Source organism: Telluria sp. LT2P34, from assembly GCF_059685915.1.
Genome location: NZ_JCASIN010000002.1, coordinates 518,913 through 543,914, shown reverse-complemented (window position 1 = coordinate 543,914; position 25,002 = coordinate 518,913). Strand labels below are relative to the sequence as shown.

The window sequence follows — 25,002 nt, the reverse complement described above, 5'->3', positions numbered from 1 at the left end:
ATGGAAGCCCTGTATCTCCTGATCCCGCTGAGCCTGGTGCTGGTCGCGCTGGCGATCTGGATTTTTTTTGGCGCCGCCGACAGCGGGCAGTTCGAGGACCTCGAAGGGCCGGGGCTGCGCATCTTGCACGACGACGATAGCGCCGGCAGCTGAAGGCGTACCAGCTATATCAGGTGACACTGAAAATTTTGATTCACATCAAGGATTTTTGCAGTCCAGAAAACTACTCTCCTGCTGTCAACTAAGGCAATCCCGTCAGGAGAACATCGTGGAAAGCAGTCTGAACTATAACTACAAGGTGGTGCGCCAGTTCGCCATCGCCACCGTCGTCTGGGGCGTGATCGGCATGCTTGCCGGTGTCTTCATTGCTGCTCAGCTGGCCTGGCCTGCGCTGAATTTCGATATCGCCTGGATGTCCTACGGACGCCTGCGTCCGCTGCACACTAACGCGGTCATCTTCGCCTTCGGCATTTGCGGCCTGTTCGCCACCTCGTACTACGTGGTGCAGCGTACCTGCCAGGTAAGGCTGTTTTCCGACAGGCTCGCCGCCTTTACCTTCTGGGGCTGGCAGGCGGTGCTGGTGGCGGCGACGATCACGCTGCCGATGGGTCTGACGCGCGGCAAGGAATACGCCGAGCTCGAGTGGCCGATCGCGATCCTGATCACCGTCGTCTGGCTGGCCTACGCGGTGGTCTTCTTCGGCACCATCGTCAAGCGCAAGGTGCAGCACATCTATGTCGCCAACTGGTTCTTCGGCGCCTATATCATCGCCGTGGCGGTGCTGCATGTGGTCAATGGCGCTGTCATTCCGGTCTCGGCCTTCAAATCCTACCCCGTGTACGCTGGGGTGCAGGACGCCATGATCCAGTGGTGGTACGGCCATAACGCGGTCGGTTTCATCCTCACCGCCGGCTACCTGGGCATGGTGTATTACTTCATCCCGAAGCAGGCCGAGCGCCCGGTGTACTCCTACCGCCTGTCGATCGTGCACTTCTGGGCCCTGATCTTCACCTACATGTGGGCAGGGCCTCACCACCTGCACTACACCGCGCTGCCCGACTGGACCCAGTCGCTGGGCATGGTGTTCTCGCTGATCCTGCTGGCGCCGTCGTGGGGCGGCATGATCAATGGCGTGATGACGCTGTCGGGCGCATGGCACAAGCTGCGCACCGACCCGATCCTGAAGTTCCTGATCGTCTCGCTGTCGTTCTACGGCATGGCCACCTTCGAGGGGCCGATGATGTCGATCAAGACCATCAATTCGCTGTCGCACTATACCGACTGGACCATCGCCCATGTGCACGCCGGCGCCCTGGGCTGGGTGGGCTTCATCACCATGGGATCGATCTACTACCTGATCCCTCGCCTGGCGGGCAAGAAGCAGATGGCCAGCCTGGCCCTGGTCGAGACCCACTTCTGGGTCGCTACCATCGGCATCGTCCTCTACATCGCTTCCATGTGGATCGCCGGCGTCATGCAGGGCCTGATGTGGCGCGCCGTGAATGCCGACGGCACCCTGACCTACACCTTCGTCGAAAGCGTGAAGGCGACCTATCCGTATTACGTGGTCCGGTTCACGGGCGGCCTGCTTTACCTGTCGGGCATGGTCCTGATGGCCTTCAATACCTGGAAGACGCTGGCCGGCACGGTGACGGTGGATCCGCTGATCGCGCCTACCGGCCGCCCGCCAGGCACGTACGACCAGGCCGGCGTAGTCCCATCCCATGTGCCGGCGCACGCCTGACAACGAAAGACAAGCAAATGAAAAATTTTTCGCATGAATGGATCGAGAAGAATCCCTGGCTGCTGATCGGGCTGGTGCTGCTGGTGATCTCGGTCGGCGGGCTGGTCGAGATCGTGCCGCTGTTCTTCCAGAAGTCGACCACCGAGCCGGTGGCGGGCCTGAAACCGTACTCTCCGCTGCGCCTGGCCGGCCGCGACGTGTACATCCGTGAAGGCTGCTACAACTGCCATTCGCAGATGATCCGGCCCCTGCGCGCCGAGACCGAGCGTTACGGCCACTATTCGGTTGCAGGTGAATTCGTCTACGACCACCCGTTCCAGTGGGGCAGCAAGCGCACCGGGCCCGACCTGGCGCGCGTGGGCGGCCGCTACAGCGACGAATGGCACCGCACGCACCTGGACAATCCGCGCGACCTGGTGCCCGAATCGAACATGCCCGGCTACCCGTGGCTGGCTACTGCCAGGCTCGATCCGGCCACGATCGTTCCCAAGCTGCGCGCCATGCAAATGCTCGGCGTTCCCTACAGCGAGCAGGAAGTGAAGGGCGCGCCTGCCGAACTGGCCGGCAAAACCGAGCAGGACGCGCTCATCGCCTACCTCCAGGGCCTCGGCACCCAGATCAAGACAAGGAACTGATATGTCCATCGACACCCTGTTCGACCGCGCCAGCAGCGTGATGACCGTGCTCTCGTTTGCCACCTTCATGGGCATCCTGCTGTGGACTTTCCTGCTGCGCCGCAGCGCCGACTTCGACAGTGCCGCCGCGCTGCCCTTCGCTGACGAGGAGGCGGGCCATGGCTGACTTCACGAGCGGCTTCTGGGACTGGTTCATCGCCCTCATCACGCTGCTTTCCATCGCCGGTTGCGCCATCCTGCTGTGGTCGCAGTCAAAGCACCGGGTCCGGCTCGATGCCGGCGGCCAGCCGCAGAAAACCACGGGCCACGTCTGGGACGACGACCTGACCGAACTCAATACCCCCATGCCGCGCTGGTGGATGTGGCTGTTTTACCTGACCATCGTGTTCGCCGTCGTGTACCTTGTGCTGTACCCCGGCCTGGGCAGTTATGCGGGCAAGCTCGGCTGGAACTCGACAGGCGAATACAAGGCCGAGCTGAAAAAGGCCGACCTGGATTTTGGCCCTCTGTTCGCGCGCTATGCGCGCCAGGACATCAGGGCCGTCGCGTCCGACCCGCAGGCGCGCGCCATCGGCGAGCGCATGTTCATGAATTACTGCGCCCAGTGCCATGGCTCCGACGCGCGCGGCAACAAAGGTTACCCGGACCTGACAGACGGCGACTGGCTGCATGGCGGCGAGCCGACCACGATCAAGGCCAGCATCATGGCAGGACGCATCGGCATGATGCCGCCAATGGGCGCGGCGCTCGGCTCGGACAAGGACGTCGAGGCGGTCGCGCATTACGTGCTCAACCTGTCGGGCCTGGCGGCTGACCCGATCAAGGTAGTGTTCGGCAGACCCAAGTATGCAGCCTGCATGGCCTGCCATGGCGCCGCCGGCACCGGCAACCAGGCGCTGGGCGCGCCCAACCTGGCCGACAAGGCCTGGCTCTACGGCGGCAGCGTGGAGACTGTCATGGAGACGATCCGCAAGGGGCGCACCAATACCATGCCGGCCTTCGGCGAATTCCTGGGCGAGGACAAGGTGCATGTGCTGGCCGCCTATGTCTGGAGCCTGTCGAATCCGGCCGGCGCCCCGGCGGGCGTCGCCCCGGCTGAAGAGAAAACAGTCGCGGCACAATGAGTGCGACCAAGGAAGCGGTCATCATGATGTACGCCGCGCGCGAGGAAATCTATCCGCGCGAGGCGAAAGGCCGCTATGCGACCCTGCGCTGGGTCTGCGTCTGGCTGACCCAGTTGCTGTTCTACGGCTTGCCGTGGATCGGCTTCAACGGCCGCCAGGCAGTGCTGTTCGACCTCGGCGCGCGCAAGTTCCACCTGTTCGGCCTCGTGCTGTGGCCGCAGGACTTCATCTATCTCGCGGGGCTGTTGATCGTCTGCGCGTACGGGCTGTTCCTCGTCACGACGGTGGCAGGGCGGGTCTGGTGCGGCTTCGCCTGCCCGCAGACGGTGTACACAGAACTGTTCCTGTGGATCGAACGCAGGATCGAGGGCGCGCGCAGCGCCCGCATCCGGCTCGACCGGCAGCAGTGGAATCTTGAGAAAATCGCGAAGAAAACGACCAAGCACGCCGCCTGGTTGCTGGTGGCGCTGTGGACGGGTTTTACCTTTGTCGGCTACTTCACGCCGGTGCGATCCCTGATGGGCGAAATCCTCGCCTGGAACCTCGCCCCCTGGGAGGCGTTCTGGGTCCTGTTCTATGGCTTTGCCACCTACGGCAATGCCGGCTGGATGCGTGAACAGGTCTGCAAATACATGTGCCCGTATGCGCGCTTCCAGAGCGCCATGTTCGACAACGACACCCTGATCGTGACCTATGACCGGGACCGCGGCGAGCCGCGCGCGCCACTCGGCCAGGCAGCGCTGCAGCGGCGCTCCGGCGACTGCATCGACTGCACCCTGTGCGTGCAGGTCTGCCCGACCGGCATCGACATCCGGAACGGCCTCCAGTATGAATGCATCGGCTGCGCCGCCTGTGTCGACGCCTGCGATGGGGTAATGGAAAAAATCGGGAAGCCCGCCGGCCTGATCCGCTACGCCACCGAGAACGCGCTGACGCAGGGATGGGGGAAGGAGCAGGTGCGACGTCGCCTGCTGCGCCCGCGCGTGCTGGCCTACACGGCCGTGCTGGTGCTGCTGGTGGCGGCGATGACAGCCTCGCTGGCACTGCGCGTCCCGCTCAAGGTCGACGTGATCCGCGACCGCGGATCGATGGGGCGCGAAGTGGGTGAGGGCTGGATCGAGAATGTCTACCGGCTGCAGCTGATGAACACGGGTGAAGCGCCGCGCCGCCTGCGCCTGCGGGTCGAAGGCCTGCCCGGCGTTGTGATCGTGGGCGAAACGGTCGTCGCGCTCGACGGCGCCAGCACGCGCGCACTGCCGGTGCGGGTGCGTATCCCGCCGGGGGCGGGCAAGCGCGGATCGAACCGGATCGAATTTACCGTTACCGCGCTGGACGACGCAGCAGTCGCCGTGCGCGAAGAAGCCGTTTTCATCGTGCCGCGTTAGGAGTCATACCATGCAAACACTTCCACCCGTATTCGCGCAGCCTGCCGTGCTCCCATGGTACCGCCACCGCTGGCCGTGGTTCATCATGCTCGGCCCGGCGACCGTGATGCTGGCCACGGCGGTGACCGTGGGGCTTGCGATCAGGCAGCCGGACGCGGTCGTCGTGGACGATTACTACAAGCGTGGCAAGGCGATCAACCAGGATCTGCGGCGCGACCGCGCGGCCACGGCCCTGAAACTGGCCTTTACGGCGCGCTATGACCCGAAGCGCGGCGTGCTCGAAGGCCGGCTCGAGAGCTTTGGTCGCCCGATGCGAGGGCCTTTCCGGATCTTGCTCGCGCATCCGACCTTGCCCCGGAAAGACCTGGTGCTCGACGCCCGGCCGGACGCGAGTGGCGTCGCCGCGGTCAGGTTGCCCGCCCTGGAGATGACGCACTGGCGCGTCGTCGTCGAGGACGATGGCCGGGCCTGGCGCCTGGCACGCGCCTGGAGCCCCGCATCGACGGGCAAGCTGGCAATCGTGGCCGACCCCGGGCCATGACGGCTTGGCGCCTTCACGCAAATGCTTGAGGATTGCGGCCCCGGGACTCAGGCCATCGGGCTGCACTGCTCGGTGCCGGCGGCCATCGCCTTCAGCCTCGCCGGCTCGAGCAAGCGCACATCGCGCTTGTCGACTTCGATCCAGCCCTGCTTCTTGAAACGCGACAGCAGCCGGCTGACGCTCTCGATGGTGAGTCCGAGGTAGTTCCCGATGTCCTCCCGCGACATGCGCAAGCCGAAATCCGTCGACGAGTAGCCGCGCGCGGCATAGCGCGCAGACAGGTTGACGAGGAAGACCGCAAAGCGCTGCTCCGCCCGCATGTTACCCAGCAGGAGCATGACGTTCTGTTCGCGCGTGATTTCCCGGCTCATGATGCGGTGGAAGTGGCGCAGCAAAGCGGGTACCTCGCCGAACAGGTCTTCCAGGCGCGAGAACGGGATCTCGCACACTTCGCTGTCTTCGAGCGCGACGGCGTCGCACTGGTAGCGGTCGCCGCTGATCGCGTCCATGCCGAGCAATTCGCCCGCCATCTGGAAGCCCGTGATCTGTTGTTCGCCCGAAGCATTGACCTGGTAGGTCTTGAAGTGCCCGAAGCGCACTGCGTACAGGTTGCGGAATGACTCGCCCATCGCATACAGGCGTTCGTCGCGCACGAGGCGCCGGCGGCGGCCGATGATCAGGTCAAGCCGGTTGATGTCTGCTTCGTCAAGCCCCATCGGCAGGCACAGCTGGTGCATGCTGCATGCGCCGCAGCTGGCCTTGATTGCGCCGAGGCTGATCGGGGCCGTGGTTGGGAATGGAATACCTTGGCTCATCTGAGTCCCCCAACGGAGTGTGCGGCGATTATAGACCGGTCAACGAGCGCCTATGACGTTTTTCGGCGTAACCTGGACCTCGGACCGTGAAAGTAAAAGTAAAAGTGCAAGGGCTTGGCTGTGTCCCGGGGCAGGTCTTCCGCAGCGCCGTCAAAACAATGCACACGGTATAATCTGCCAAGGGTGATCACACTGAACGGGTGTGACAGGATGTGCGATGGTCGGGCCGCCACGCAGTCCTTACTCGCCTGTCGCCCATGCGCATCGAAAAAAAACTCTCGGCCTCATTCAAGCACTTCACGCATTCCGGCAAAGCCGGCGCTGTCCTGCTGATCCTGTGCATGCTCGCTTCGCTGATCGTCGCCAATTCCGCCCTCGGGGAGGGCTATCTCGGCTTCTGGCGCCAGTATGTCGCCGGCCTGAGCATCGAGCACTGGGTGAACGATGCGCTGATGGCGATCTTCTTTCTGCTCATCGGCCTGGAGCTGAAACGCGAGCTGGTCAACGGTGAGCTGTCCGACCTCCGCAATGCCATGCTGCCGATCGTCGCCGCGGCAGGCGGAATTGCCGTTCCCTCGCTGATCCACTTCATGCTCAACGGCGGAACCGCCACCCAGGCCGGCATCGGCATTCCGATGGCGACCGACATCGCCTTTGCGCTGGGTGTGCTGAGCCTGCTCGGGAGCCGGGTGCCGGCCTCGCTGAAGATTTTCCTGACAGCGCTGGCCGTCATGGACGACCTCGGCGCCATCGTCGTGATCGCCGTGTTCTATACGGCCGAACTCTCCTTCCTGTACCTGGTGGCCGCGCTCGGCGTCTTTGCCGCGCTGTTCGCGATGAAGCGCCTGCTGCGCACCATGGCCTTGCTGCCCTACCTGCTTGGCGGGGCGCTGATGTGGTTCCTGATGCTCCAATCCGGCGTGCATGCGACGATTGCCGGCGTCCTGCTGGCCTTTGCGATTCCCTACTCGGCCAAGGAGGACGACGCCGAGTCGCCGTCGCACAAGCTGGAGCACGCGCTGCATACGCCGGTCGCCTTTTTGATCCTCCCGGTCTTCGCCCTGGCCAACACCGGCATCGTCATCGGCGCCGGCTGGGCCGCGGAGCTGATGTCGGCCAACAGTCTCGGCATCCTGCTCGGGCTGGTCATCGGCAAGCCGGTTGGCATCGTCCTGTTCAGTTTCGCGGCCGTCGCCCTTGGGCTCTGCCGGCTGCCGCTAGACCTCGCGTGGCGGCACGTCCTTGGCGCCGGCCTCCTCGGCGGGATTGGCTTCACCATGTCCATCTTCATCACCAATCTTGCCTATACAGGGCAGGCCGATGTGATTACGTCGTCGAAGATGGCGATCCTGATCGCCTCCCTGGTTGCAGGCGTCATCGGTTTTGTCTGGCTCAAGTTCATGGGCGCGCCGCTGGCGTCCGATCCCGACCCGGAGTCGATGGATTTCGAGGACGAGTCGCCAGCGTAAGCCGGGTGACGGTCCGGCAGCGCACCGTCATGCGTGCCGCCAGTTCTCCAATGCTGTGCCTGCGCTTGCGTGATGACGCTTCTAGAGCAGGTTGATCCCGAAGCGCTTCACCACCAGCGCAAACAGGCTAAAGCAGACGACCGTGAGCGCGGCGCTCACCCCGAGCGTCCACCAGAAACCGAGACGCGGCAGCAGCCAGGGAAAGGCCAGGAACATCGGCAGGGTCGGCACGACATACCAGAAGGTGTACCAGGCATGATTGGCGAGCCGGTCCGGGCCCTGGCCTTCGAGGTGCAACCACACCAGGGTCAACAGGGTAATCATCGGCAGCGCGGCGACGAAGCCGCCGAAACGGTCGCTGCGCTTCGCCACTTCCGACACCAGCACAACGACGGCCGCCGTGATCAGGTATTTCGTGATGATCCATTTCATCTCAGTTACTTGACCGAGAAACGCACGCTCACCGCCTTCTTGTCCGCGAACGTGATGGCCGCAACGGCCTTGTTCCCCTTGACCAGCTTGGCATCGCCCTTGACGACCAGCGTGTTATTGGCGCCTGCCGCCAGCGGGAACTCGGTCTTCTGCGCGCCCTTCAATACGGTCAGGGTGCCGCTGGCGCCTGCGGTCGGCTTGTCCTTGCCGTGGTCGTCGACATAGATCGTGGTGCCGCCATCCCTGGCCACCAGTTCGAAGGCGAGGTCGCCCGCGCTCTGGACGATGCCGCCATGCTTGGGCTTGGCGCCGTGGGCGAACACATTGCCTGAGACGGCGATACTTGCCGCGAGCGCGGCGATGGCGAAGATTTTTTTCATACATGCTCCAGAAAACTGTGGCGGCAAAAAAACGGGCGCCGCCACTCGGCCCGCGTGAATTTAATATGCTTCGCCGCCTTTTTCCGCCAGCAGGCGCTCCAGGGGCCGGCGCCCGACCTTCCAGAAGATGAGCGGCGTGAGCAGCGAATCGAGCACGGTAGAACTGATCAGCCCACCGAAGATCACGACCGCGACCGGATGCAGGATTTCTTTGCCGGGTGCGTCGGCCGCCAGCAGCAGGGGCGTGAGCGCAAAGGCGGCGACCAGCGCGGTCATCACGACCGGCGTCAGGCGTTCGATCGAGCCGCGCACGATCATCGGCCACCCAAAAGTCTCGCCCTCGAACTTGCACAGGTTGATGTAGTGACTCACCTTCAAAATGCCGTTGCGGGTGGCGATGCCGGCCAGGGTGATGAAGCCGACCATCGAGGCCACCGACAGCGACACGCCCGCGATCCACATCGCGGCCACGCTGCCCACCAGGGCGAAGGGAATGTTGCCCATGATGACCAGCGCCAGCACCCCCGAGCGGTAGCGTGAGTACAGCACCAGGAAGATCAGCACCAGCGAGGCCAGCGACAGGCCGACGATCAGTTGCTGCGCCTGTTCCTGGGCCTGGAACTGGCCTTCGACGCTGACGAAATAGCCGCCGGGGAGCGCGCTGGCGCCGACCGTCTTGCGCACGTCTTCGATAATCTGCGACATGTTCGAGCCGTCGGTATTGGCATAGACGACGATGCGGCGGCGGCCATTCTCGCGGCCGATCTGGTTCGGGCCGTCGCCTTCTTCCACCGTCGCCACGGCCGACAGCGGAATCTGTCCGCCTGGCGTGGTCAGCATCACCCGCGCCAGGTCCTGCGGCGAGCGGTCGACGTCGGCCAGGCGCACCACCAGGTCAAAGCGGCGCGCGCCATCGATCACTTGCGTGACGCGCGTGCCTTCGCTGAGCGCCTGCAGGGCCTGCAGCACGTCGCCCGCCGCCAGGCCATACTGCGCCGCCTTGCGGTAATCGATGCGCACCTTGATCTGCGGGATCAGCACCTGGCGCTCGGTCGACAGGTCGACCAGGCCGGGCACCGCGCGCAGGCGCCCTTGCAGGCCGTCGGCCAGGCCGCGCAGGGTATCGAGATCGTCGCCGTAGATTTTGAGGGCGATCTGCGCGCGTACGCCCGACAGCAAATGGTCGAGCCGGTGCGAAATCGGCTGCCCGATCGCGATCGAGGCCGGGATCACCGCCAGCTGGTCGCGGATGCTGGCCATGACCGCTTCGCGCGAGCGTTCGGAGGGTTTCAGGTCGACGTCGAGCTCGGACGAATGCACCCCTTCGGCATGCTCGTCGAGTTCGGCGCGGCCGGTGCGGCGCCCGACCTGGGTCACTTCCGGCACCTGGGCGATCAGGGTCTCGGCCAGCGATCCCATGCGGTTCGCTTCGGCCAGCGAGGTGCCCGGTGTGAAGGTCATGCCCATCACCAGCGAGCCCTCGTTGAACGCCGGCAGGAAGGCGCGCGGGAAGAAGGGCACCGAGGCCGCCGCCGCCAGCACCGCGATCAGCGCCAGCGCCAGCATCGTGCGGATGCGCGGGAAGGTCCAGTTCAGGGCAGCCGTGTCCCAGGCCTTCATGCGGCGCACGATCGGGCTGTCCGGGCGGTGCAGGTGCTTCATGCGCGGCAGCAGGTAGTAGGCCAGGGCGGGCGTCACCGTCATCGATACCAGCATCGAGGCCAGGATCGAGGCGATGTAGGCGATGCCCAGCGGCGCGAACAGGCGGCCCTCGATGCCGGGCAGGGCGAACAGCGGCACGAACACCAGCACCACGATCACGGTGGCATACACGATGCCCGAGCGTACCTCGACCGAAGCATGCCAGATGGTTTCCAGCACCGAGGCGCCGTCTTCCTTGCGCTGTTTGAGACGGCGCAGGATGTTTTCGACGTCCACCACCGCATCGTCGACCAGTTCGCCGATGGCGATCGCCAGGCCGCCCAGGGTCATGACGTTGATCGATTGCCCGAGCAGGTGGAAGGCGAGGGCGGTGACCGCCAGCGACAGCGGGATGGCGATCAGCGAAATGAGCGTCGTGCGGACGCTGAGCAGGAAGGCGAACAGCACGATCGCGACCAGGATGGCGCCGTCGCGCAGCGCCTCGACCACGTTGCCGACCGAGTTGTCGATGAAGTTCGCCTGGCGGAACAGCACCACCGGCGCCGAAATCCCGGCCGGCAGGCCCTGCTTCAGTTCCGCCAGCGCCGTCTCGATGTCGCGCGTCAGGCGCACCGTGTCGCCAGAGGGCTGCTTCTGCACGCTGACGATCACCGCAGGCTTGCCGTTCAGGCCGGCGTCGCCGCGCTTGAAGGCCGCCGCATACCGTACGCCCGCGACCTGTTCGAGCAGCACCGGCGTGCCATTGCGGTAGGCGACGGCCAGGCCCTGGATGTCTTCCAGGCGATTCGTGCGGCCCAGGTTGCGGATCAGGTATTCGCGGTTGTTCAGGTCGACGAAGCCGCCGCTGGTATTGGCCGCGAAGCCGCGCAGTGCGCCTGTCACCTGTTCCAGCGAGACGCCGAACTGCGCCATGCGCGCCGTGTCCGGCTCGACCCGCAGCTGGCGCACTTCGCCGCCGATCGGGATCACCTGCGACACGCCCGGAATCGACAACAGGCGCGGGCGCAGCACGAAGTCGGCATACTCGCGCGCCTTCATCGGATCGGTTTTTGCCACGTCGATCGGCAGCGCGATCAGCATGATCTCGCCCATGATCGACGACACCGGCCCCATCACCGGCGCGATGTTCCCGGGCAGCCCCTCCTTGACCAGGGTGATGCGTTCGGAGACGAGCTGGCGGTTGCGGTAGACGTCGGTGCCCCAGTCGAACTCGGCATACACGATCGACAGGCCGACGCCGGAGACCGAACGCACCCGCGTCACGCCGGGCATGCCGTTGAGCGAGGTCTCGATCGGGAACGAGACCAGCTGCTCGACTTCCTCGGGAGCCATGCCGCCGGCCTCGGTCAGCACGGTCACGACCGGCTTGTTCAGGTCGGGGAAGACGTCGACCGGGGTACGCCACGCGGTCATGGCGCCGTACACCATCAGCATCAGCGCCGCGACCAGCACGAACAGGCGGTTGTGGAGGCTGAAGCGAACTATGGAATTGAACATGGAGGCTTATCTAATTTGATTGATCAGGGAAGTGCCGACCACGACCACCCTGTTGTCGGCTGTCAGCCCCCTGGTGACGACGACGGTGCGCGCGTCGAGCGCGGTGGCTTCCACCGGCAGGGCGATGAAACGCTGGGCGCCGGACTTGATCCAGACCACCGTTTCGTTCGCCGGATTCCTCGCCAGCGCCGCCGCCGGCAGCGCAATTCCCTTGAGCTTCGTATCAAGCCTGGCCAGCACCGTGACCGGCTGGCCGATCGCCAGGTCGAGGCTGGCGCCGCGCGCCCGGAAGTTGATCGGCACGGCGCCGTCGCGCAGGGTGCGGCCGCCGCCGAGCAGGGTCAGCTCGACATCCGGCACGTCAAGCAGCGTCGCACTGCTGATCCTGCGGGCGATGCCGGCATCGCTCGACATGGCCTCGATCAGCATGCGCTGCGGATCGACGATCTCGAACAGCACGTCGCGCGGCTCGACGATCTGGCCGTTGAGGACCGAGGCGCTGGCGATGATGCCGCTGGCCGGGGCCAGGATCGCCTCGCTGCCGCTGATCGTTCCGGCCACGGCGCGTTCCTGGCCGATGGTGCCGGCCAGTTCCGCGCGCGCCGCTTCGATTTCCTTGGCCGGCACCACGCCTTCGAGCGATGCCAGGCGCTCCACGCGCTTGGCCAGCAATGCGCGCTTGGCGCGCAATTCGGCCAGTTGCGCCGCCTGGTTGCCGCGCTCGATGGCGGCGCCGGTCGGACGCAGGCGTGCCAGCACCTGGCCCTTGACCACGCGCTGGCCGGCCACCGGCAGGCCGTTCGGCCCCGGCGCGATCTGCCCGGCGAAGGGCGCCTGCACGCGGCCGCCGGCGTTCGGGTCGATGCTGACGCGGCCGTTCAGGGCCACGCTGCGAGCGTAGTCCCCTTCCTTGACCATCAGGGTGCGCACGCCCATCCGGCGCTGCGCCATTTTGGGCACGTTGACGCTGCCGTCGGGCAGGCGCGCCAGGCCGCCAAGGCTGGCGCCGGCCTGGCCGTCGAGGTGCTCGCCGTTCGGGCCATGGGCGCCGGGCGAAGCCAGCAGGGAGGTGGCAAACAGGCCGGCCACCAGGCCGGCAATGATTCGTTGAGTCTTCTTCATGTCAGGCTTCCTTGCGTTGACGGCGGCGCACGACGACTATCGCGGCAGCGACGGCGGCGATCAGGGCGGCGGCAAAGGCGGCCAGCCAGCCCTTGCCGATCCCGTCGTCGTGGCCATGCTCGTCCGCCGCGGCAGCCACCGTCAGCGTGCCTTCCAGCAGATCGGACTCATCACCTGCCACCAGCGTAAACAGCAGGGCATGGGCGCCCGGTTTCGCAAGCGCGGCGAGCAATTTCGGATCGTCGACCGAATAATCGCCATGGTCGGCGTGGAATGTCGCCCTGGCCTTCAGGTCCTTGTACTGCACTTCCAGGTTGGCCCCCAGCACCGGCTCGTTGGTCTCGTAGCGGTCGATCATGATCGACAGCTCGCCGCCGGACAGGTGACCGAGCAGCTCGAAGTCTTCCGTAAAAGTCTCGATGTGTGGAACGGACGCGCCGGCGCCCTTGCTGCCGGTCTGGCCATCGAGGTGCTCGCCGTTCGGGCCGTGGGCGCCGGGGCCGGCAAAGGCCGGCGACAAGGGAAGCAGCGCCAGCACGGCGGCGAAAAACACGGTCAGGTAGTTCATGGAAGAATTCCTAATGCTTGATTGAATTGGGCAAGGGCGTGCCCGAGTGCGACCCTCTGCTGGGCGACGGCAACATCGGCCTCGTGCGTGAGCGCCCTCGAGCGCAGCAGTTCGGCCAGGCCCCGTTCGCCTGCACGGAATGCCTTCTCGAAGAGCGCGGTGTGTTCGTGCATGGCCTGTGCCCGCGCGCTGGCGGTCTCGAGCGCGCTGCGGGCATTTGCCAGCCTTTCTTTTGCACTGTCGATATCGGCGGCGCTCGATGCCTGCACTTCGGCCGCTTCCGCGGCGGCGCTGGCGATGGCGGTCTGGGCCTGGGCCTCGGCCAGACGATTGCGGCCCGCGCTCCCGATCGGAATCTGGAGCGCCACGCCGATGCTGTTCACCGGTTCGCGCAGCAGCCTTTCGTCTTCCCGGCGCACCGACAAGGCAAGCGTCGGCGGGGCCGAGCGGGTTGCGCTGGCGACCTGCAGGGCAGCGCGGGCGCGTTGTTCCGAGGCCTGCGCCGCAGCCATGCGCAGGCTGGCGGGAGCGGTCAGGTTCCCCATCGGCTCGTATTCGATGGCCGGGAGGGTCGACAGGCCGGTCGTCACCCGATAGCGGGCCAGCGCTTCGGTCGCCGCCGTGTGTGCCTGCGTGACCTCGATCCGGGTCGCCAGCACTTCCTGCAGCGTCAGCAAGCCGTCGCTGCGCGCCAGGTCGCCGGCCTTGACGCGGCGCTCCACTTCTTCGTGCAGCCCCTCCAGATGGTGCAGGTGGTCCTGCTTTTCCTCGAGCCGGACCTGGGCCGCCGCGGCCTCCCAGATGCGGTCGCGCACCACGCCGGCAACGGCCAGGCGCGTGGCGGCGATGTGAGCGGCCACTTCGTCGCCGCCGCGGGCGGCCAACGCCTCGCGCGCCCCTTTCTGGCCGGGCAGCCAGAACGAGGACGATACCGAGACTTCGGATTCGCGCTGCGCGCGCTCGGAAGCGCCCCGGTCCACGCGCTGGGACAGTCCCAGCGTCGGATTGGCGGCAATCCAGGAACCTGCGTTGTCGCGCGCGGCCAGCACTTCGTCCCGGCGCGCTTCGAGCGTACGGGCGGCAGGCGCACGCTGCCATGCACTCTCGACGGCTTGTTTCAAGGTGGCGCCGGCCGCCAGGCAGGGCAGGGCGAGGGCGGCGGCAAAAAAGGTACAGGACAGGCGGCAGGCGCGCATGTGGTCTCCAGCGGTGACATTCGGGATCACCGGAGGCGCGCACGCCGGCACACACCAGGTGTACCGAATCTTCCGATTATGCGTGCAGCATGCCCCCGGCAGCGTGGCCGAGGGTCAAGGCAGGGGGCCTTTGGGGCCCGTCCAGGAAGGGTTCGGGGACCGACCGCGCAAGGTAGCTCGCGGGTTCGGACACCGCCGGTTGCGGGATCACCGCCGGCAGGGACAGGGCCAAGCCGGCCGGCTGCGCGGAACACGAGTGTTCCTGTGCATGCTCCAGCGACTTCTCGGATTCGTCATAGTGGACGCTCCCATCTTCCTCGTGGTGATGGTGCTGAATACCTTTGTCGTGCTCGATTTCGTGTGCGAGCGATGCGCCCCCGGCAGCGGGCGGCAATCCACCCTGCATGGCAAAACCATGCAAGGGCAAGGACAACAAGAAGAGGAGGAGGCAGACGATGCGGTGCACGGAAATCACCCGGTAAGTTGTGCGCGATTATAGCAGTCGCCCCTGCTGCATTCCGCTGCCATGTTCCCATCGATTGCGTTTGCTTGCGGGGACCGCAAACGTTTCACATCGGGCAGGATTGCCGTCCGTCTGCCTTTATTTCCTGTACTCATTAAAAATCCGCGAACACGCTGTCTTTCGCGCTTATTTCGGCGGCATTGTCATTGATCCAATAGTTCTGTTAGTCAGCGCACGGTCGGGTTAGGTCCGTTGTTATATTTTTTGTATCGTGACGTGGTTACCCGACCGCCGCAATCGTGCAGTACGTCAAATCGGCGTACGCTTGCAAAACGGGATACGAAAGTGACGTGGCGATTAACGGAACTTTTGAGTTTGTTGGAGGTCACTTATGCAAGTCCGTGACCGAAGGCAAAACCCGGATGCTCTATTGATGTAGCGCAGTACATTTTCGCGCCTCCGTTTTGTTTCGAGCGGAATCGAGGAAGAATGTGGCGATGGGTTGGGTACCGGTCTACTCCGCGTTGGTCTTACATTTTACAAGGACAAAAGTCATGGATAATCAGAAGTCGAGCGAGGGAAAAGGCGTTGATGCCAGCAAGCAGTCCAATGGCAGCAGCATGGGCAAGGATGACAAGTCCTCGAGCCTGAACAAGAGCAGCACCGGTTCGTCGGCCAGCGCCGGCTCGTCGGGCAGCCTGTCGGGCAGCTCGTCGTCGAGCAGCAGCCCGTCCACGGGTTCGAGCAGCAGCGCCACCAATGCTGGCACGACCGGCAACATGGGTTCGAGCGGCGCCGGCAGCAGCGGCGGCCTGAGCGGTTCGTCGGGTTCGTCGCAGAGCGGTTCGTCGCTGGGCGGCTCCACCGGTTCGTCGTCGACTGGTTCGTCGCTGGGCGGTTCGACCGGCTCGTCGCAGAGCGGTTCGACCGGCTCGAGCGGTTCGTCCCTGGGCGGTTCGTCGGGTTCGTCCGGCTCGTCGCTGGGCGGCTCGTCGGGTTCGACCGGTTCGTCGGCATCGGGTTCGGCCGGCTCGAGCGGTTCGTCGCTGGGCGGTTCGTCGGGTTCGGGCAGCTCCGGTTCGATGGGTGGTTCGTCGGGCGCCATGGGCGGTTCGACCGGCTCGGGCAGCACCGGCGGCACGTCGGCTGGCATGATGGCATCCATCAAGCCGGAAGAGATGCACAAGACCATCGACAAGGCTGCCGAAGCAGCCCAGCCGATCGTCGAGCGCGTCGTCAGCACGGCCCACGCCGGTGTCGACAAGCTCAGCGGCCTGCTGAGCGGCGCATCGAGCCAGTTCGCCACCCGCAAGGACCAGATGGGCGACACCTACTCGCAACTGGCCGATTCGGGCCGTGAGTATGTGCGTACCAAGCCAGGCACCGCCGTGGCCATCGCCCTGGGCGCTGGTTACATCCTGGCCAAGCTGCTCGGTGGCAGCCGCCGCCGCGACTACTAATCTGTAGCGCAGCCTGACCGGACATCCCGGCCGACAACCTCGGCCGGGATGTCTTGTTACTTCAAAAAATAAAAAATTCCGAGGGAAACCTATGCAAGCTCAAACAACGAGCGGGACGACGCGCGTCCCTGCTCACGGCTCCGCCGAACCCGGCGACGAAGCCCCGCGCTCCGGCGTTTCCTGGGGCGCCATCATTGCCGGCGCCGTTGCGGCTGCCGCCGTATCGATCGTCCTCTACCTGCTCGGCTCCGGCCTGGGCTTCTCGGCCATGTCGCCGTACGAAGACAACAGCGCCGTCGCGCTCGGTATCGGCGCCATCCTCTGGCTCAGCTTTACCCAGCTCGCCGCTTCGGCCCTGGGCGGCTACCTGGCCGGACGCCTGCGCGTGAAATGGTCCAGCATCCATAACGACGAAGTCTATTTCCGCGACACGGCCCACGGCATGCTGACCTGGGCCCTGGCAACGCTGGTGACTGCCGCCTTCTTCGGCGGCATCATGAGCAAGATGCTCGGTACGGCCGTCGATGCCGGCGCCGGCGTCGCCAAGACCACGATGATGAGCGGCGCGGCAGCTGCCGGCGCGGCTTCGGACGACGATGGCGGCGCGGGCAGCAACCCGCTCGACTATTTTTCCGACATGCTGATGCGCAGCGACCAACCCGAAGCGCAAGGTGCAGCCGCGGCCCTGAAAGACCCTGGCCTGCGCCAGGAAGCCATGCGCATCCTCGCCACCAGCGTCAAGAACGGCGCCCTGGCGCCGGACGACCGCGCCTACCTGGCGCGCCGTGTTGCCGCGCAAACCGGCATGGACCCGGCCGCCGCCCAGCAGCGCGTCGACGACGTGTATAACCGCGGCAAGGCAGCGGCCGACAAGGCCAAGGCCACGGCGAAGGATGCGGCCGACAAGGCACGCAAGGCTGCTGCCGGTACTGCCCTGTGGCTGACCGTGGCGCTGCTGATCGGCGCCTTCGTGGCTAGCTGGAGCGCCACCCTCGGCGGCAAACAGCGCGACGGCCTCACTGCCGCGTCCCATCGTTAATTTAGGAGGACCTATGAAATCGATTCTTCTGTGGGCCATCGGGATTCCGATCCCGATCATCATCCTGCTTGCGATCATTTTCTGATCGGGCAGGGCGCTGGAATGAAAAATGCCGCCGGGCGCAAGCCGGGCGGCATTTTTTTTATGTCCTGTCCGGCGCCGCCATTCGCCGTGCCGCCTGCACTGGCGGCGTATCCCCCAGCGGCAGCAGTGGGGCCGCTCCTGCCAGCGCGCGCACCAGGGTCGCCTCGCCCGGGCGCAGGCCGCGTCCGCGCAATTGCGGCAGCGAGCGCACCGGTTCCGGCACGATGTCAATCGCCGCGCGCACCAGCAGGCGCTGGAGCGGGCGCATGGGGGCCGGCAACAGGGGCGCACCGGCGATGATGCGCAGGAATTCGTCGAGGATGCTTGAACCCTCCAGTCCGGGCGCGGTCGCGGCCAGCAGCGCTTCCCACGCCGCCCAGGAGCGCGGCGCGCCGGTGGCGCCGTACAACCGGGCGGCCGGCTCGCCTTCGGCGAACAGGGCATCCTTCTCGAGGGGGGACAGCGGCCGCACGTAGCGGTGATAGGCCTCGCCAAAGCCGAAGCCGGCGGTGGCGTGGACCCAGTCCAGCAGGCGCGGGTCGTTGGCCTGGTAGGGGAGGCCGGCGGGCGTGTTGCCTTTGACGTGGGCATGCATCCGCACCACGTGTGCAATCAGCTTTTCGCTGGCCGAACGCGGGCCGTACACGGTCATCATCGCGGCAAAGCCGGTGCGCCGCAGGCGCAAGCCCGGGTCGCGCTGGAAGCCGCCGTAGTCCCACACGCCGGAGCGGACCGAAGGCTCGGAGAGTTCCAACAGCACGGCGGCCACGCCGCCGATGAACAGCGAGACCGGATTGGCGAATACCCGCCAGGCGACGCCGTCCTGCGGCGCCAGCGCCGGCTCGCCTGGCGGCTGGCTGAAATCGAATTCCATGCCCGGCGGCGGGCGCATCAGCTCCTGGATAGACTTCAGCATCGCCGCCTCCGCGGGCTCACTTCACCGCCGTCGCTTCCTTGACCATGGCCGGCTCCTGGGGGTGGCGGCGCATGCGGCGCACTCCGCGGCCGAGCATCAGCTTGGCGTCGTCGACATAGGTAAATACCGCCGGCACCACCAACAGACTCAGCAGCGTCGAGGTGATCAGGCCGCCGATCACGGCGATCGCCATCGGCGAGCGGAAGCTCGGGTCGCCCGACAGGCCCAGGGCGAGCGGCATCATGCCGGCGCCCATCGCGATCGTCGTCATCACGATCGGACGGCTGCGCTTGTGGCAGGCGTCGACCAGGGCCTCGAAGCGCGCCATGCCGGCTTTCCGCGCCAGGATCGCGTAATCGACCAGCAGGATCGAGTTCTTGGTCACGATCCCCATCAGCATGATCAGGCCGATCATGGTCGGCATCGACAGCGCGCTGTTGGTGATCAGGAGCGCGACGAAGGCGCCGCCGATCGACAGCGGCAGCGCCGCAAGGATGGTCAGCGGCTGCATGAAGTCGGCGAACAGCAGCACCAGCACGCCATAGATGCACAGCACGCCGATGGTCATGGCGATGCCGAAGCTGGCGAACAGCGCCTGCATCTCCTGCGCATCGCCCAGTTCCGCGATCTGCACCGAAGCCGGCAGCTTGGCAAAGGCGGGCAGGGCGCGCGCCTCGGCATTGACTTCGCCGAGCGTGCGGCTGCCCAGCTCGACGTCGAGCGTGACGTTGCGGCTGCGGTTCAGGCGCGAGATCTCGGCCGGGCCGCTTTCCATGGTGATGGTGGCGACGGTGGCCAGCAACACCGGGCCGTTTTTACCCGGCACGGTCAGGCGGCCGATGGCGTCGAGGTCGGCGCGCACGGCGTTCGGCAGCTTGACCCGGATCGGCACCTGGCGCTCGGACAGGTTCATTTTCGGCAGCGCCTGTTCGTAGTCGCCGGCGGTTGCCACGCGCACGGTTTCGCCGATCGCGGCCGCGGTCACGCCGAGGTCGGCGGCGCGCGCAAAATCGGGGCGCACGATGATTTCCGGGCGCACCAACGAGGCGCTGGAGCTGACGTTGCCGATGCCTTGCAGGCCGCGCAGCTCGCGTTCAGCGCGCTGGGCGGCGGCGGAGAGCGCCAGCGGGTCTTCGCTGCGCAGCACCAGCTGCAGCTTGCCGCCGGTGTCGGCCTGGCCGACGGTGAAGCGCGCGCCGGGAATGCTTGAGAGCTCGGTGCGGATGCTGCGCTCGAGGTCGGACAGACCTTCGTCGCGCTCGCTGCGGTGCACGGTGGTCACGGTCAGCACCGCGCGCCGCGCTTCGGCCGAGGCGCCCGGCGCGAAGGTGTCGCCGCTCGAACCGCCGCCGATCGAACTGAAGACGCTGGTCACGCCCGGCACGCGCATCGCCGCCAGGCGCGCGTTTTCGGCCACGAGCCGGGTCTGCGCCAGCGTCGAGCCAGGCGGCAGCTCGGCGTTGATGATGGTCTGGCCGCGGTCGGCGGCCGGCACGAAGCCGGTCGGCAGCAGCGGCACCAGCGAGATCGAGGCGGCGAAGAACACGGCCGTGGCGATCGAGGTCACCAGGCGATGCCGCAGGCACCACTGCATGGTCGCCATGTAGCGGCGCATCAGGGGGCCGTCCTTTTCCTGGTGCGGATTCTTGGCCGGCTTCATGATGTAGGCCGCCATCATCGGCGTCAGCAGGCGCGCCACCACCAGCGAGGCCAGGATCGCCAGCACCGCGGTCCAGCCGAACTGCTTGAAGAAGCGCCCCGGAATGCCGCCCATGAAGGCGGTCGGCAGGAACACCGCCACCAGCGAGAAGGTCGTGGCAATCACCGCCATGCCGATTTCGTCGGCCGCTTCCAGCGCCGCCTGCATCGGCGTCTTGCCCATGTTCAGGTGGCGCGCGATGTTTTCGATCTCGACGATGGCGTCGTCGACCAGCACCCCGACCACCAGGGCGAGGGACAGCAAGGTCACCATGTTGAGGGTGTAGCCGAACAGGTACTGGCCGAGGAAGGCCGGGATCACCGACAGCGGCAGCGCGGCGGCGGCGACAAAGGTGGCGCGCCAGTCGCGCAGGAACCACCAGACCACGATCACGGCCAGCACCGCGCCTTCGTACAGCATCTCCATCGAGGCGTCGAAGTTTTCCTGCACCGGCTCGGCGTTGTCGACGACTTCGCGCAGCACGATGTTCGGATGGGCCTTCTGCAGCTCGGCCACGGCTAGGCGCGCGCCTTCGGCAACTTCCGTTTCGCTGGCGCCGCGGGTGCGGAAGATCTCGAAGCCGATCACGCGGCGTCCGTCGTGCTCGGCCAGCGAGCGCGGCTCGGACACCGTGTCCAGCACCGTGGCCACTTCATCGAGGCGCACGCGGCGCCCGTCGGGCAGCGGAATGTCCATGCGCGCCAGTTCCTGCGCGCTGGCGACGGTGGCCAGGGTGCGCACCGACTGCTCGGCGCCGCTGACGTCGCCGCGTCCGCCGGGCGCTTCGCGCTGCACGTTGCGCAGCTGGCGCGACACGTCCAGCGCCGACACGCGCAGCGCCGCCATGCGCTCGGCATTGAGTTCGACCCGCACTTCGCGGTCGACCCCGCCGATGCGTTTCACGGCGCCCATGCCGGGCACCGAGAGCAAACGCTTGGCGACGGCGTTGTCGACGAACCAGGACAGTTCCTGGGCGTCGAGGGCCGAACCTGCCTTGGCGGTGGCGGTGAACGCCAGCAGGGTGCGCCCGGCGGTGGCGGCCTTGGTAACGCTCGGCTCGCGCATCTCGGCCGGCAAATCGGCGCGCACCTGCGAGACCGCGTCGCGCACGTCGTTGACCGCGTCCGACAGGTCCTTGTCGAGGATGAATTCGACGGTGACCGTGGCCACGCCGTCGAGCACCTTGGTATAGATGTTCTTCACGCCCTGGAGCGTGGCGACCGAATCCTCGATCTTGCGCGCGACCTCGGTCTCGAGCTGGGCCGGCGCCGCGCCGTCGAGGGTGGCGGTGACGGTCACGATCGGCAGTTCGATATCGGGGAAGAACTGGACCTTGTTGGCTTTGAATGCGAGCAGGCCCGCCAGCGTGAGCAGGGCGAACAGCAGGATCGCCGGGATCGGATTGCGGATCGATAGTGCGGAAAAATTCATCATCGATCCTTAGCGCGCCGCGACCTTGGCCGGAGCGGCTGGCACATTGCGCACCAGATCCCCATCGTTCAGGAAGCCCGCGCCGTTGATGACGATCTGCGCCTCGGGCGCCAGTCCGCCGGTGACCTCGATGCGCTCGCCCAGGCGGCGGCCGGTACTGACCTTCAGCTGGCTCACGCGGCTGTCGGGATTGAGGCGGAACACGTAGCTGAAGCCGTCGCGCACGGCGATCGCCTGCTGCGGCACCGTCATCGCGCCCGATTCCCCGAGTTCGAATTCACCGCCGGCGAACATGCCTGCCTTCAGCGGCGCATTGCTCGACAGGGAGGGCGGCAGGTCGACATATACCAGGGCCGTGCGCGTCTGCGCGTCGATCGTCGGCGCCACCATGCGCACCTTGCCGGCCACTTCGCTGCCGTTGGCCGCTTTCACCGTGACGCGGGTACCCGGCTTGATGCGGGCGATGTCGTTGGCCACCACTTCGGCGCGCCATTCGAGGCGGCCCTGGCGGATCAGGCGGAACATTTCGGTGCCGACGCCGACCACCGCGCCCACCGTCGCGCTGCGCGCCGAGATGATGCCGCTGTCGGGCGCGACCACCTTCGTGTACTTCAGGCGCAGGTTCTGCTGGGACAGCGTGGCCTTAGCCGCCAGGACCCTCGCCTCCGCCGTGCGCTGGGCCGTGAAGTATTGCGTCACCTGCTGCTCGCTCATCGCGCCCGAGCTGCGCAGCACCTGGCCGCGGCGTGCATTGGCCGTCGCCTCGCCGACATTCGCCTGCGCTTCCTGCAGCGCGGCGCGCGCCTGCTCGACGTCGGCGTTCACCGTGTCGGCCGAGAACACGGCCAGCACTTCGCCCTTTTTCACGACGTCGCCCACATTCACGCGCACTTCCATCAAGCGCAGTCCGGCGGACTCGCTGCCGATGATCGCTTCCTGCCAGGCGGCGACGTTGCCGTTCGCGCCCAGGCGCAGGGGCAGGCTGGCCGTGCTTGGCCGCGCGACCGTGACGGTCAGCGCCGGCGTGGCGGGAGCATTCTTCTTTTCGGCCTCATCCGCGTCCTTGCCGCAACCGGAGAGGGCAAGCAGGAGAAAGGCGGCCGAGGCGGCGAGGGGCAAAAAACGTGGTGTCGAGGAGTACATGTGCGTGGATTTCCGGGTTCCATGGTCTGGCAAGGCGGTCGCTTTGCGTGCAATGGAGCAGTCTACCAAAAGGCGGGCGAAAGTTGATGGGAGTTCAAGCATTTATGCCACGCAGGAGCTGCAAGGCCAGCACCAGCATCAGCGTACCGGTCAAGGCCTCGATGGCGCGCCACACGGCCGGACGTCCCAACACCGCGGCAAAGCGCCGCGCCCCCAGGCCGAGTGCGCTGAACCACAGCACCGAGGCCGTCATGGCGCCCAGGGCAAAGGCGGCGCGCGCCTGGCCCGCGAGGCTGCCGCCGACGGCCCCCAGCAGCACCACGGTATCGAGCCAGACGTGGGGATTGAGCAGCGAGAGCGCCAGCACGGTGCCCAACGCACGCCGCAATGTCAACGCCTGCACCTGGCTGGAGGCGGCAAGCGAGGCGCCGCCGCGCAGGCTGCTGGCCCAGCAACGCCAGCCATACCAGGCGAGGAAGGCGGCGCCGCCGTAACGCGCCAGCGCCAGCAGGCGCGGGGACGATTCGATGAGCGTGCCCAGGCTGGAGATGCCGAGCGCGATCAGCGCCACGTCGATTGCTATGCAGGCGGCGACGGTCGCGAACACGTGTTCGCCGCGTACGGCGCTGCGGATGACGTGGATATTCTGGGCGCCGATGGCCATGATCAAGCTGGCGCCCAGCATGAGCCCCTGGAAAAATTCGGGCTGGGAAAACGGAATGACTTGCATGGCAGCTCCCTGGAACAGCGCGAATTCTCTCCGCCGGGCGCTGCCGATTCAATTATATTCATGATTATTCAGGCCGCTTAAGGAAAACTGATCCATGAGAGTCGATCCACGCCGCAGCAGTGCGTTCACGGCTGCCGTCGATACCGGCAGCCTGGAGCAGGCGGCCATTCAGCTCGGCATTTCGCCGTCGGCGGTTTCCCAGCGCATCTCGGCGCTCGAGCAGGAATTCGGCACGCCGCTGCTGGTGCGCAGCCGTCCTTGCCGGCCCACCGTTCCCGGCATGCGCCTGCTGCAATACCTGCGCCGCAGCACGCTGCTCGAGTCGGAATTCCTGCTCGAGATGGGCGTCGACGCCGGACCGGCGCGGGTGGCCCTGGCCGTCAACAACGACACGCTGGCGACCTGGCTGCTGCCGGTGCTGGCGCCGATCCTGCAGGCCGAGGGCTTGCTGGCCGAATTCGTGCTCGACAACCAAGGCCATACCTTCGCCCTGCTGCAAGAGGGACGCGCCGTCGCCTGTATCGCCGGCACTGCCCAGCCGATGCATGGCTGCACCGCTGCGCCCCTCGGCCTGATGCGTTACCGGATGGTTGCCTCCAGCGACTTCGCGCGCCGCTGCTTTCCCGATGGCTTGACCCGCGAAGCCGCCACGCGCGCCCCGGTGGTCGTGTTCGACCGCAAGGACAGCTTGCAGTCGGCCTTCCTGCTCGAGCAGCTTGGCCTGCCGGAGGGCGCCTACCCTTGCCACTACGTGCCCGCCAGCGAGCCCTATCTGGCGGCGATCCGGCTCGGCTTCGGCTATGGCATGCTGCCGCTCGAACAATGCCAGGCGATGCTCGATGACGGCAGCATGGTCGACCTGGCGCCGGGGCGCCACAGCGACGTGCCGCTCTACTGGCATGCCTGGCGCATCCAGCCGCCGCGCGTCGAACGCATGGGCGCCGCCTTGCTGAAGGCGGCGCGCGCCGCTCTGCTGCCGATCGGGTAAACGCACGCGGGCGACGCGTTGCGCATGGGGGACTAGAATGGGCGTCAGAAGGAGGTCCACGATGAACAAGCCGCTGTTGATCGCCGCCGTTTGCGCCGCGCTGCCGGCCTGCGCGGCCATGGCCAACCCGCCTGGAGCCGGCTCCCTGGCTTGCAAGGCGCAGGACGATGCGCAACACCCGCCGCCGGCCAGCGGCGCCTTGCCGGCACGGGCCGGCACCCACGCTGCGCCCGAACGCGGCACCGTCGCGCCGAGCGCGCGCGTGGCTTCGCATGTCAGGACACCGTCGATGCGCGCCATGGAGCGTGCAAATGCGGCACGGGAAGCGACGGCGCCGGCTGTGAACAAAAACGCACAAAAAAATTGTCTGGATGGCGATGCGCCCGGTGCACCGCAGCAGGGCGCCGCGGGACCCGTCGAGACGTGAATGCGCGAATGGCGTGCGTGTGGCGCCAGAAAGGCACTCTTGTGGTGCAGCG

At 66.4% G+C, this 25,002-nt stretch carries 24 protein-coding genes; 12 read left to right on the top strand and 12 right to left on the bottom strand.

Annotation, left to right across the window (positions count from 1 at the left end):
• The 7 genes from ccoS to AC56KZ_RS08255 all read left to right on the top strand — a co-directional run bounded on the left by ccoS (position 1) and on the right by AC56KZ_RS08255 (position 5,429).
• A complete protein-coding gene (ccoS, locus tag AC56KZ_RS08285; RefSeq protein WP_497126193.1) occupies positions 1–153 on the top strand; it encodes a cbb3-type cytochrome oxidase assembly protein CcoS in 153 nt (50 codons plus the stop codon).
• A 115-nt stretch (positions 154–268) separates the two neighbouring features.
• A complete protein-coding gene (gene ccoN, locus AC56KZ_RS08280; RefSeq protein ID WP_497161676.1) occupies positions 269–1,744 on the top strand; it encodes a cytochrome-c oxidase, cbb3-type subunit I in 1,476 nt (491 codons plus the stop codon).
• A 17-nt stretch (positions 1,745–1,761) separates the two neighbouring features.
• Positions 1,762–2,379: a cytochrome-c oxidase, cbb3-type subunit II gene (ccoO, locus tag AC56KZ_RS08275; RefSeq protein WP_497161675.1), complete on the top strand. Its 618-nt coding sequence runs from the start codon at positions 1,762–1,764 to the stop codon at positions 2,377–2,379.
• A gap of 1 nt (position 2,380) precedes the next feature.
• Positions 2,381–2,545 (top strand): cbb3-type cytochrome oxidase subunit 3, encoded by a 165-nt coding sequence (locus AC56KZ_RS08270; RefSeq protein ID WP_497161674.1) that lies wholly within the window; start codon positions 2,381–2,383, stop codon positions 2,543–2,545.
• Positions 2,538–3,503, top strand: a complete 966-nt coding sequence (gene ccoP / locus AC56KZ_RS08265) for a cytochrome-c oxidase, cbb3-type subunit III (protein ID WP_497161673.1) — start codon at positions 2,538–2,540, stop codon at positions 3,501–3,503. The genes AC56KZ_RS08270 and ccoP overlap by 8 nt, the downstream gene beginning before the upstream one ends.
• Positions 3,500–4,888, top strand: a complete 1,389-nt coding sequence (ccoG, locus tag AC56KZ_RS08260) for a cytochrome c oxidase accessory protein CcoG (protein WP_497161672.1) — start codon at positions 3,500–3,502, stop codon at positions 4,886–4,888. Before ccoP ends, ccoG begins: the two co-directional genes overlap by 4 nt.
• Before the next feature lie 10 nt (positions 4,889–4,898).
• Complete coding sequence (locus tag AC56KZ_RS08255) at positions 4,899–5,429, top strand: FixH family protein (protein WP_497161671.1); 531 nt, start codon at positions 4,899–4,901, stop codon at positions 5,427–5,429.
• A gap of 47 nt (positions 5,430–5,476) precedes the next feature.
• On the opposite strand, the gene fnr is transcribed toward AC56KZ_RS08255, so the two are convergent.
• On the bottom strand, positions 5,477–6,244 hold the full coding sequence (gene fnr / locus AC56KZ_RS08250) for a fumarate/nitrate reduction transcriptional regulator Fnr (protein WP_497161670.1): 768 nt from the start codon (positions 6,242–6,244) through the stop codon (positions 5,477–5,479).
• Between the two features lie 257 nt (positions 6,245–6,501).
• Between fnr and nhaA the strand changes: the two genes are divergently transcribed.
• Positions 6,502–7,713 carry a Na+/H+ antiporter NhaA gene (nhaA, locus tag AC56KZ_RS08245; RefSeq protein ID WP_497161669.1) on the top strand — a complete coding sequence of 404 codons (1,212 nt, stop codon included), beginning with the start codon at positions 6,502–6,504 and terminating at the stop codon, positions 7,711–7,713.
• A gap of 81 nt (positions 7,714–7,794) precedes the next feature.
• On the opposite strand, the gene AC56KZ_RS08240 is transcribed toward nhaA, so the two are convergent.
• From AC56KZ_RS08240 to AC56KZ_RS08210, 7 genes are all read right to left on the bottom strand, one after another.
• On the bottom strand, positions 7,795–8,145 hold the full coding sequence (locus tag AC56KZ_RS08240) for a DUF3147 family protein (RefSeq protein WP_497161668.1): 351 nt from the start codon (positions 8,143–8,145) through the stop codon (positions 7,795–7,797).
• 5 nt (positions 8,146–8,150) lie between these two features.
• Positions 8,151–8,525, bottom strand: coding sequence for a hypothetical protein (locus AC56KZ_RS08235; RefSeq protein WP_497161667.1), 375 nt, complete (start codon positions 8,523–8,525; stop codon positions 8,151–8,153).
• Between the two features lie 60 nt (positions 8,526–8,585).
• Positions 8,586–11,684 carry an efflux RND transporter permease subunit gene (locus AC56KZ_RS08230; RefSeq protein ID WP_497161666.1) on the bottom strand — a complete coding sequence of 1,033 codons (3,099 nt, stop codon included), beginning with the start codon at positions 11,682–11,684 and terminating at the stop codon, positions 8,586–8,588.
• 6 nt (positions 11,685–11,690) lie between these two features.
• A complete protein-coding gene (locus tag AC56KZ_RS08225; RefSeq protein WP_497161665.1) occupies positions 11,691–12,806 on the bottom strand; it encodes an efflux RND transporter periplasmic adaptor subunit in 1,116 nt (371 codons plus the stop codon).
• Between the two features lies 1 nt (position 12,807).
• A complete protein-coding gene (locus AC56KZ_RS08220; protein ID WP_497161664.1) occupies positions 12,808–13,374 on the bottom strand; it encodes a hypothetical protein in 567 nt (188 codons plus the stop codon).
• Complete coding sequence (locus tag AC56KZ_RS08215; protein ID WP_497161663.1) at positions 13,371–14,570, bottom strand: TolC family protein; 1,200 nt, start codon at positions 14,568–14,570, stop codon at positions 13,371–13,373. Before AC56KZ_RS08215 ends, AC56KZ_RS08220 begins: the two co-directional genes overlap by 4 nt.
• Before the next feature lie 76 nt (positions 14,571–14,646).
• The gene (locus AC56KZ_RS08210; RefSeq protein ID WP_497161662.1) at positions 14,647–15,036 is read right to left on the bottom strand and encodes a DUF6153 family protein; all 390 of its coding nucleotides are present in this window, start codon (positions 15,034–15,036) and stop codon (positions 14,647–14,649) included.
• A 551-nt stretch (positions 15,037–15,587) separates the two neighbouring features.
• On the opposite strand from AC56KZ_RS08210, the gene AC56KZ_RS08205 reads away from it, so the two are divergent.
• On the top strand, positions 15,588–16,493 hold the full coding sequence (locus AC56KZ_RS08205) for an ElaB/YgaM/YqjD family protein (protein WP_497161661.1): 906 nt from the start codon (positions 15,588–15,590) through the stop codon (positions 16,491–16,493).
• A 91-nt stretch (positions 16,494–16,584) separates the two neighbouring features.
• Positions 16,585–17,532: a hypothetical protein gene (locus tag AC56KZ_RS08200; protein ID WP_497161660.1), complete on the top strand. Its 948-nt coding sequence runs from the start codon at positions 16,585–16,587 to the stop codon at positions 17,530–17,532.
• Between the two features lie 142 nt (positions 17,533–17,674).
• On the opposite strand, the gene AC56KZ_RS08195 is transcribed toward AC56KZ_RS08200, so the two are convergent.
• From AC56KZ_RS08195 to AC56KZ_RS08180, 4 genes are all read right to left on the bottom strand, one after another.
• On the bottom strand, positions 17,675–18,532 hold the full coding sequence (locus tag AC56KZ_RS08195; protein WP_497161659.1) for an oxygenase MpaB family protein: 858 nt from the start codon (positions 18,530–18,532) through the stop codon (positions 17,675–17,677).
• A 16-nt stretch (positions 18,533–18,548) separates the two neighbouring features.
• Positions 18,549–21,662, bottom strand: a complete 3,114-nt coding sequence (locus tag AC56KZ_RS08190; protein WP_497161658.1) for an efflux RND transporter permease subunit — start codon at positions 21,660–21,662, stop codon at positions 18,549–18,551.
• Between the two features lie 9 nt (positions 21,663–21,671).
• On the bottom strand, positions 21,672–22,805 hold the full coding sequence (locus AC56KZ_RS08185) for an efflux RND transporter periplasmic adaptor subunit (protein ID WP_497161657.1): 1,134 nt from the start codon (positions 22,803–22,805) through the stop codon (positions 21,672–21,674).
• A 94-nt stretch (positions 22,806–22,899) separates the two neighbouring features.
• A complete protein-coding gene (locus tag AC56KZ_RS08180) occupies positions 22,900–23,535 on the bottom strand; it encodes a LysE/ArgO family amino acid transporter (RefSeq protein ID WP_497161656.1) in 636 nt (211 codons plus the stop codon).
• A 94-nt stretch (positions 23,536–23,629) separates the two neighbouring features.
• Here AC56KZ_RS08180 and AC56KZ_RS08175 point away from each other — a divergent pair, with 94 nt between their 5' ends.
• Complete coding sequence (locus tag AC56KZ_RS08175) at positions 23,630–24,523, top strand: LysR family transcriptional regulator ArgP (protein ID WP_497161655.1); 894 nt, start codon at positions 23,630–23,632, stop codon at positions 24,521–24,523.
• 61 nt (positions 24,524–24,584) lie between these two features.
• On the top strand, positions 24,585–24,950 hold the full coding sequence (locus AC56KZ_RS08170; protein ID WP_497161654.1) for a hypothetical protein: 366 nt from the start codon (positions 24,585–24,587) through the stop codon (positions 24,948–24,950).
• The last annotated feature ends 52 nt before the right edge of the window (positions 24,951–25,002 follow it).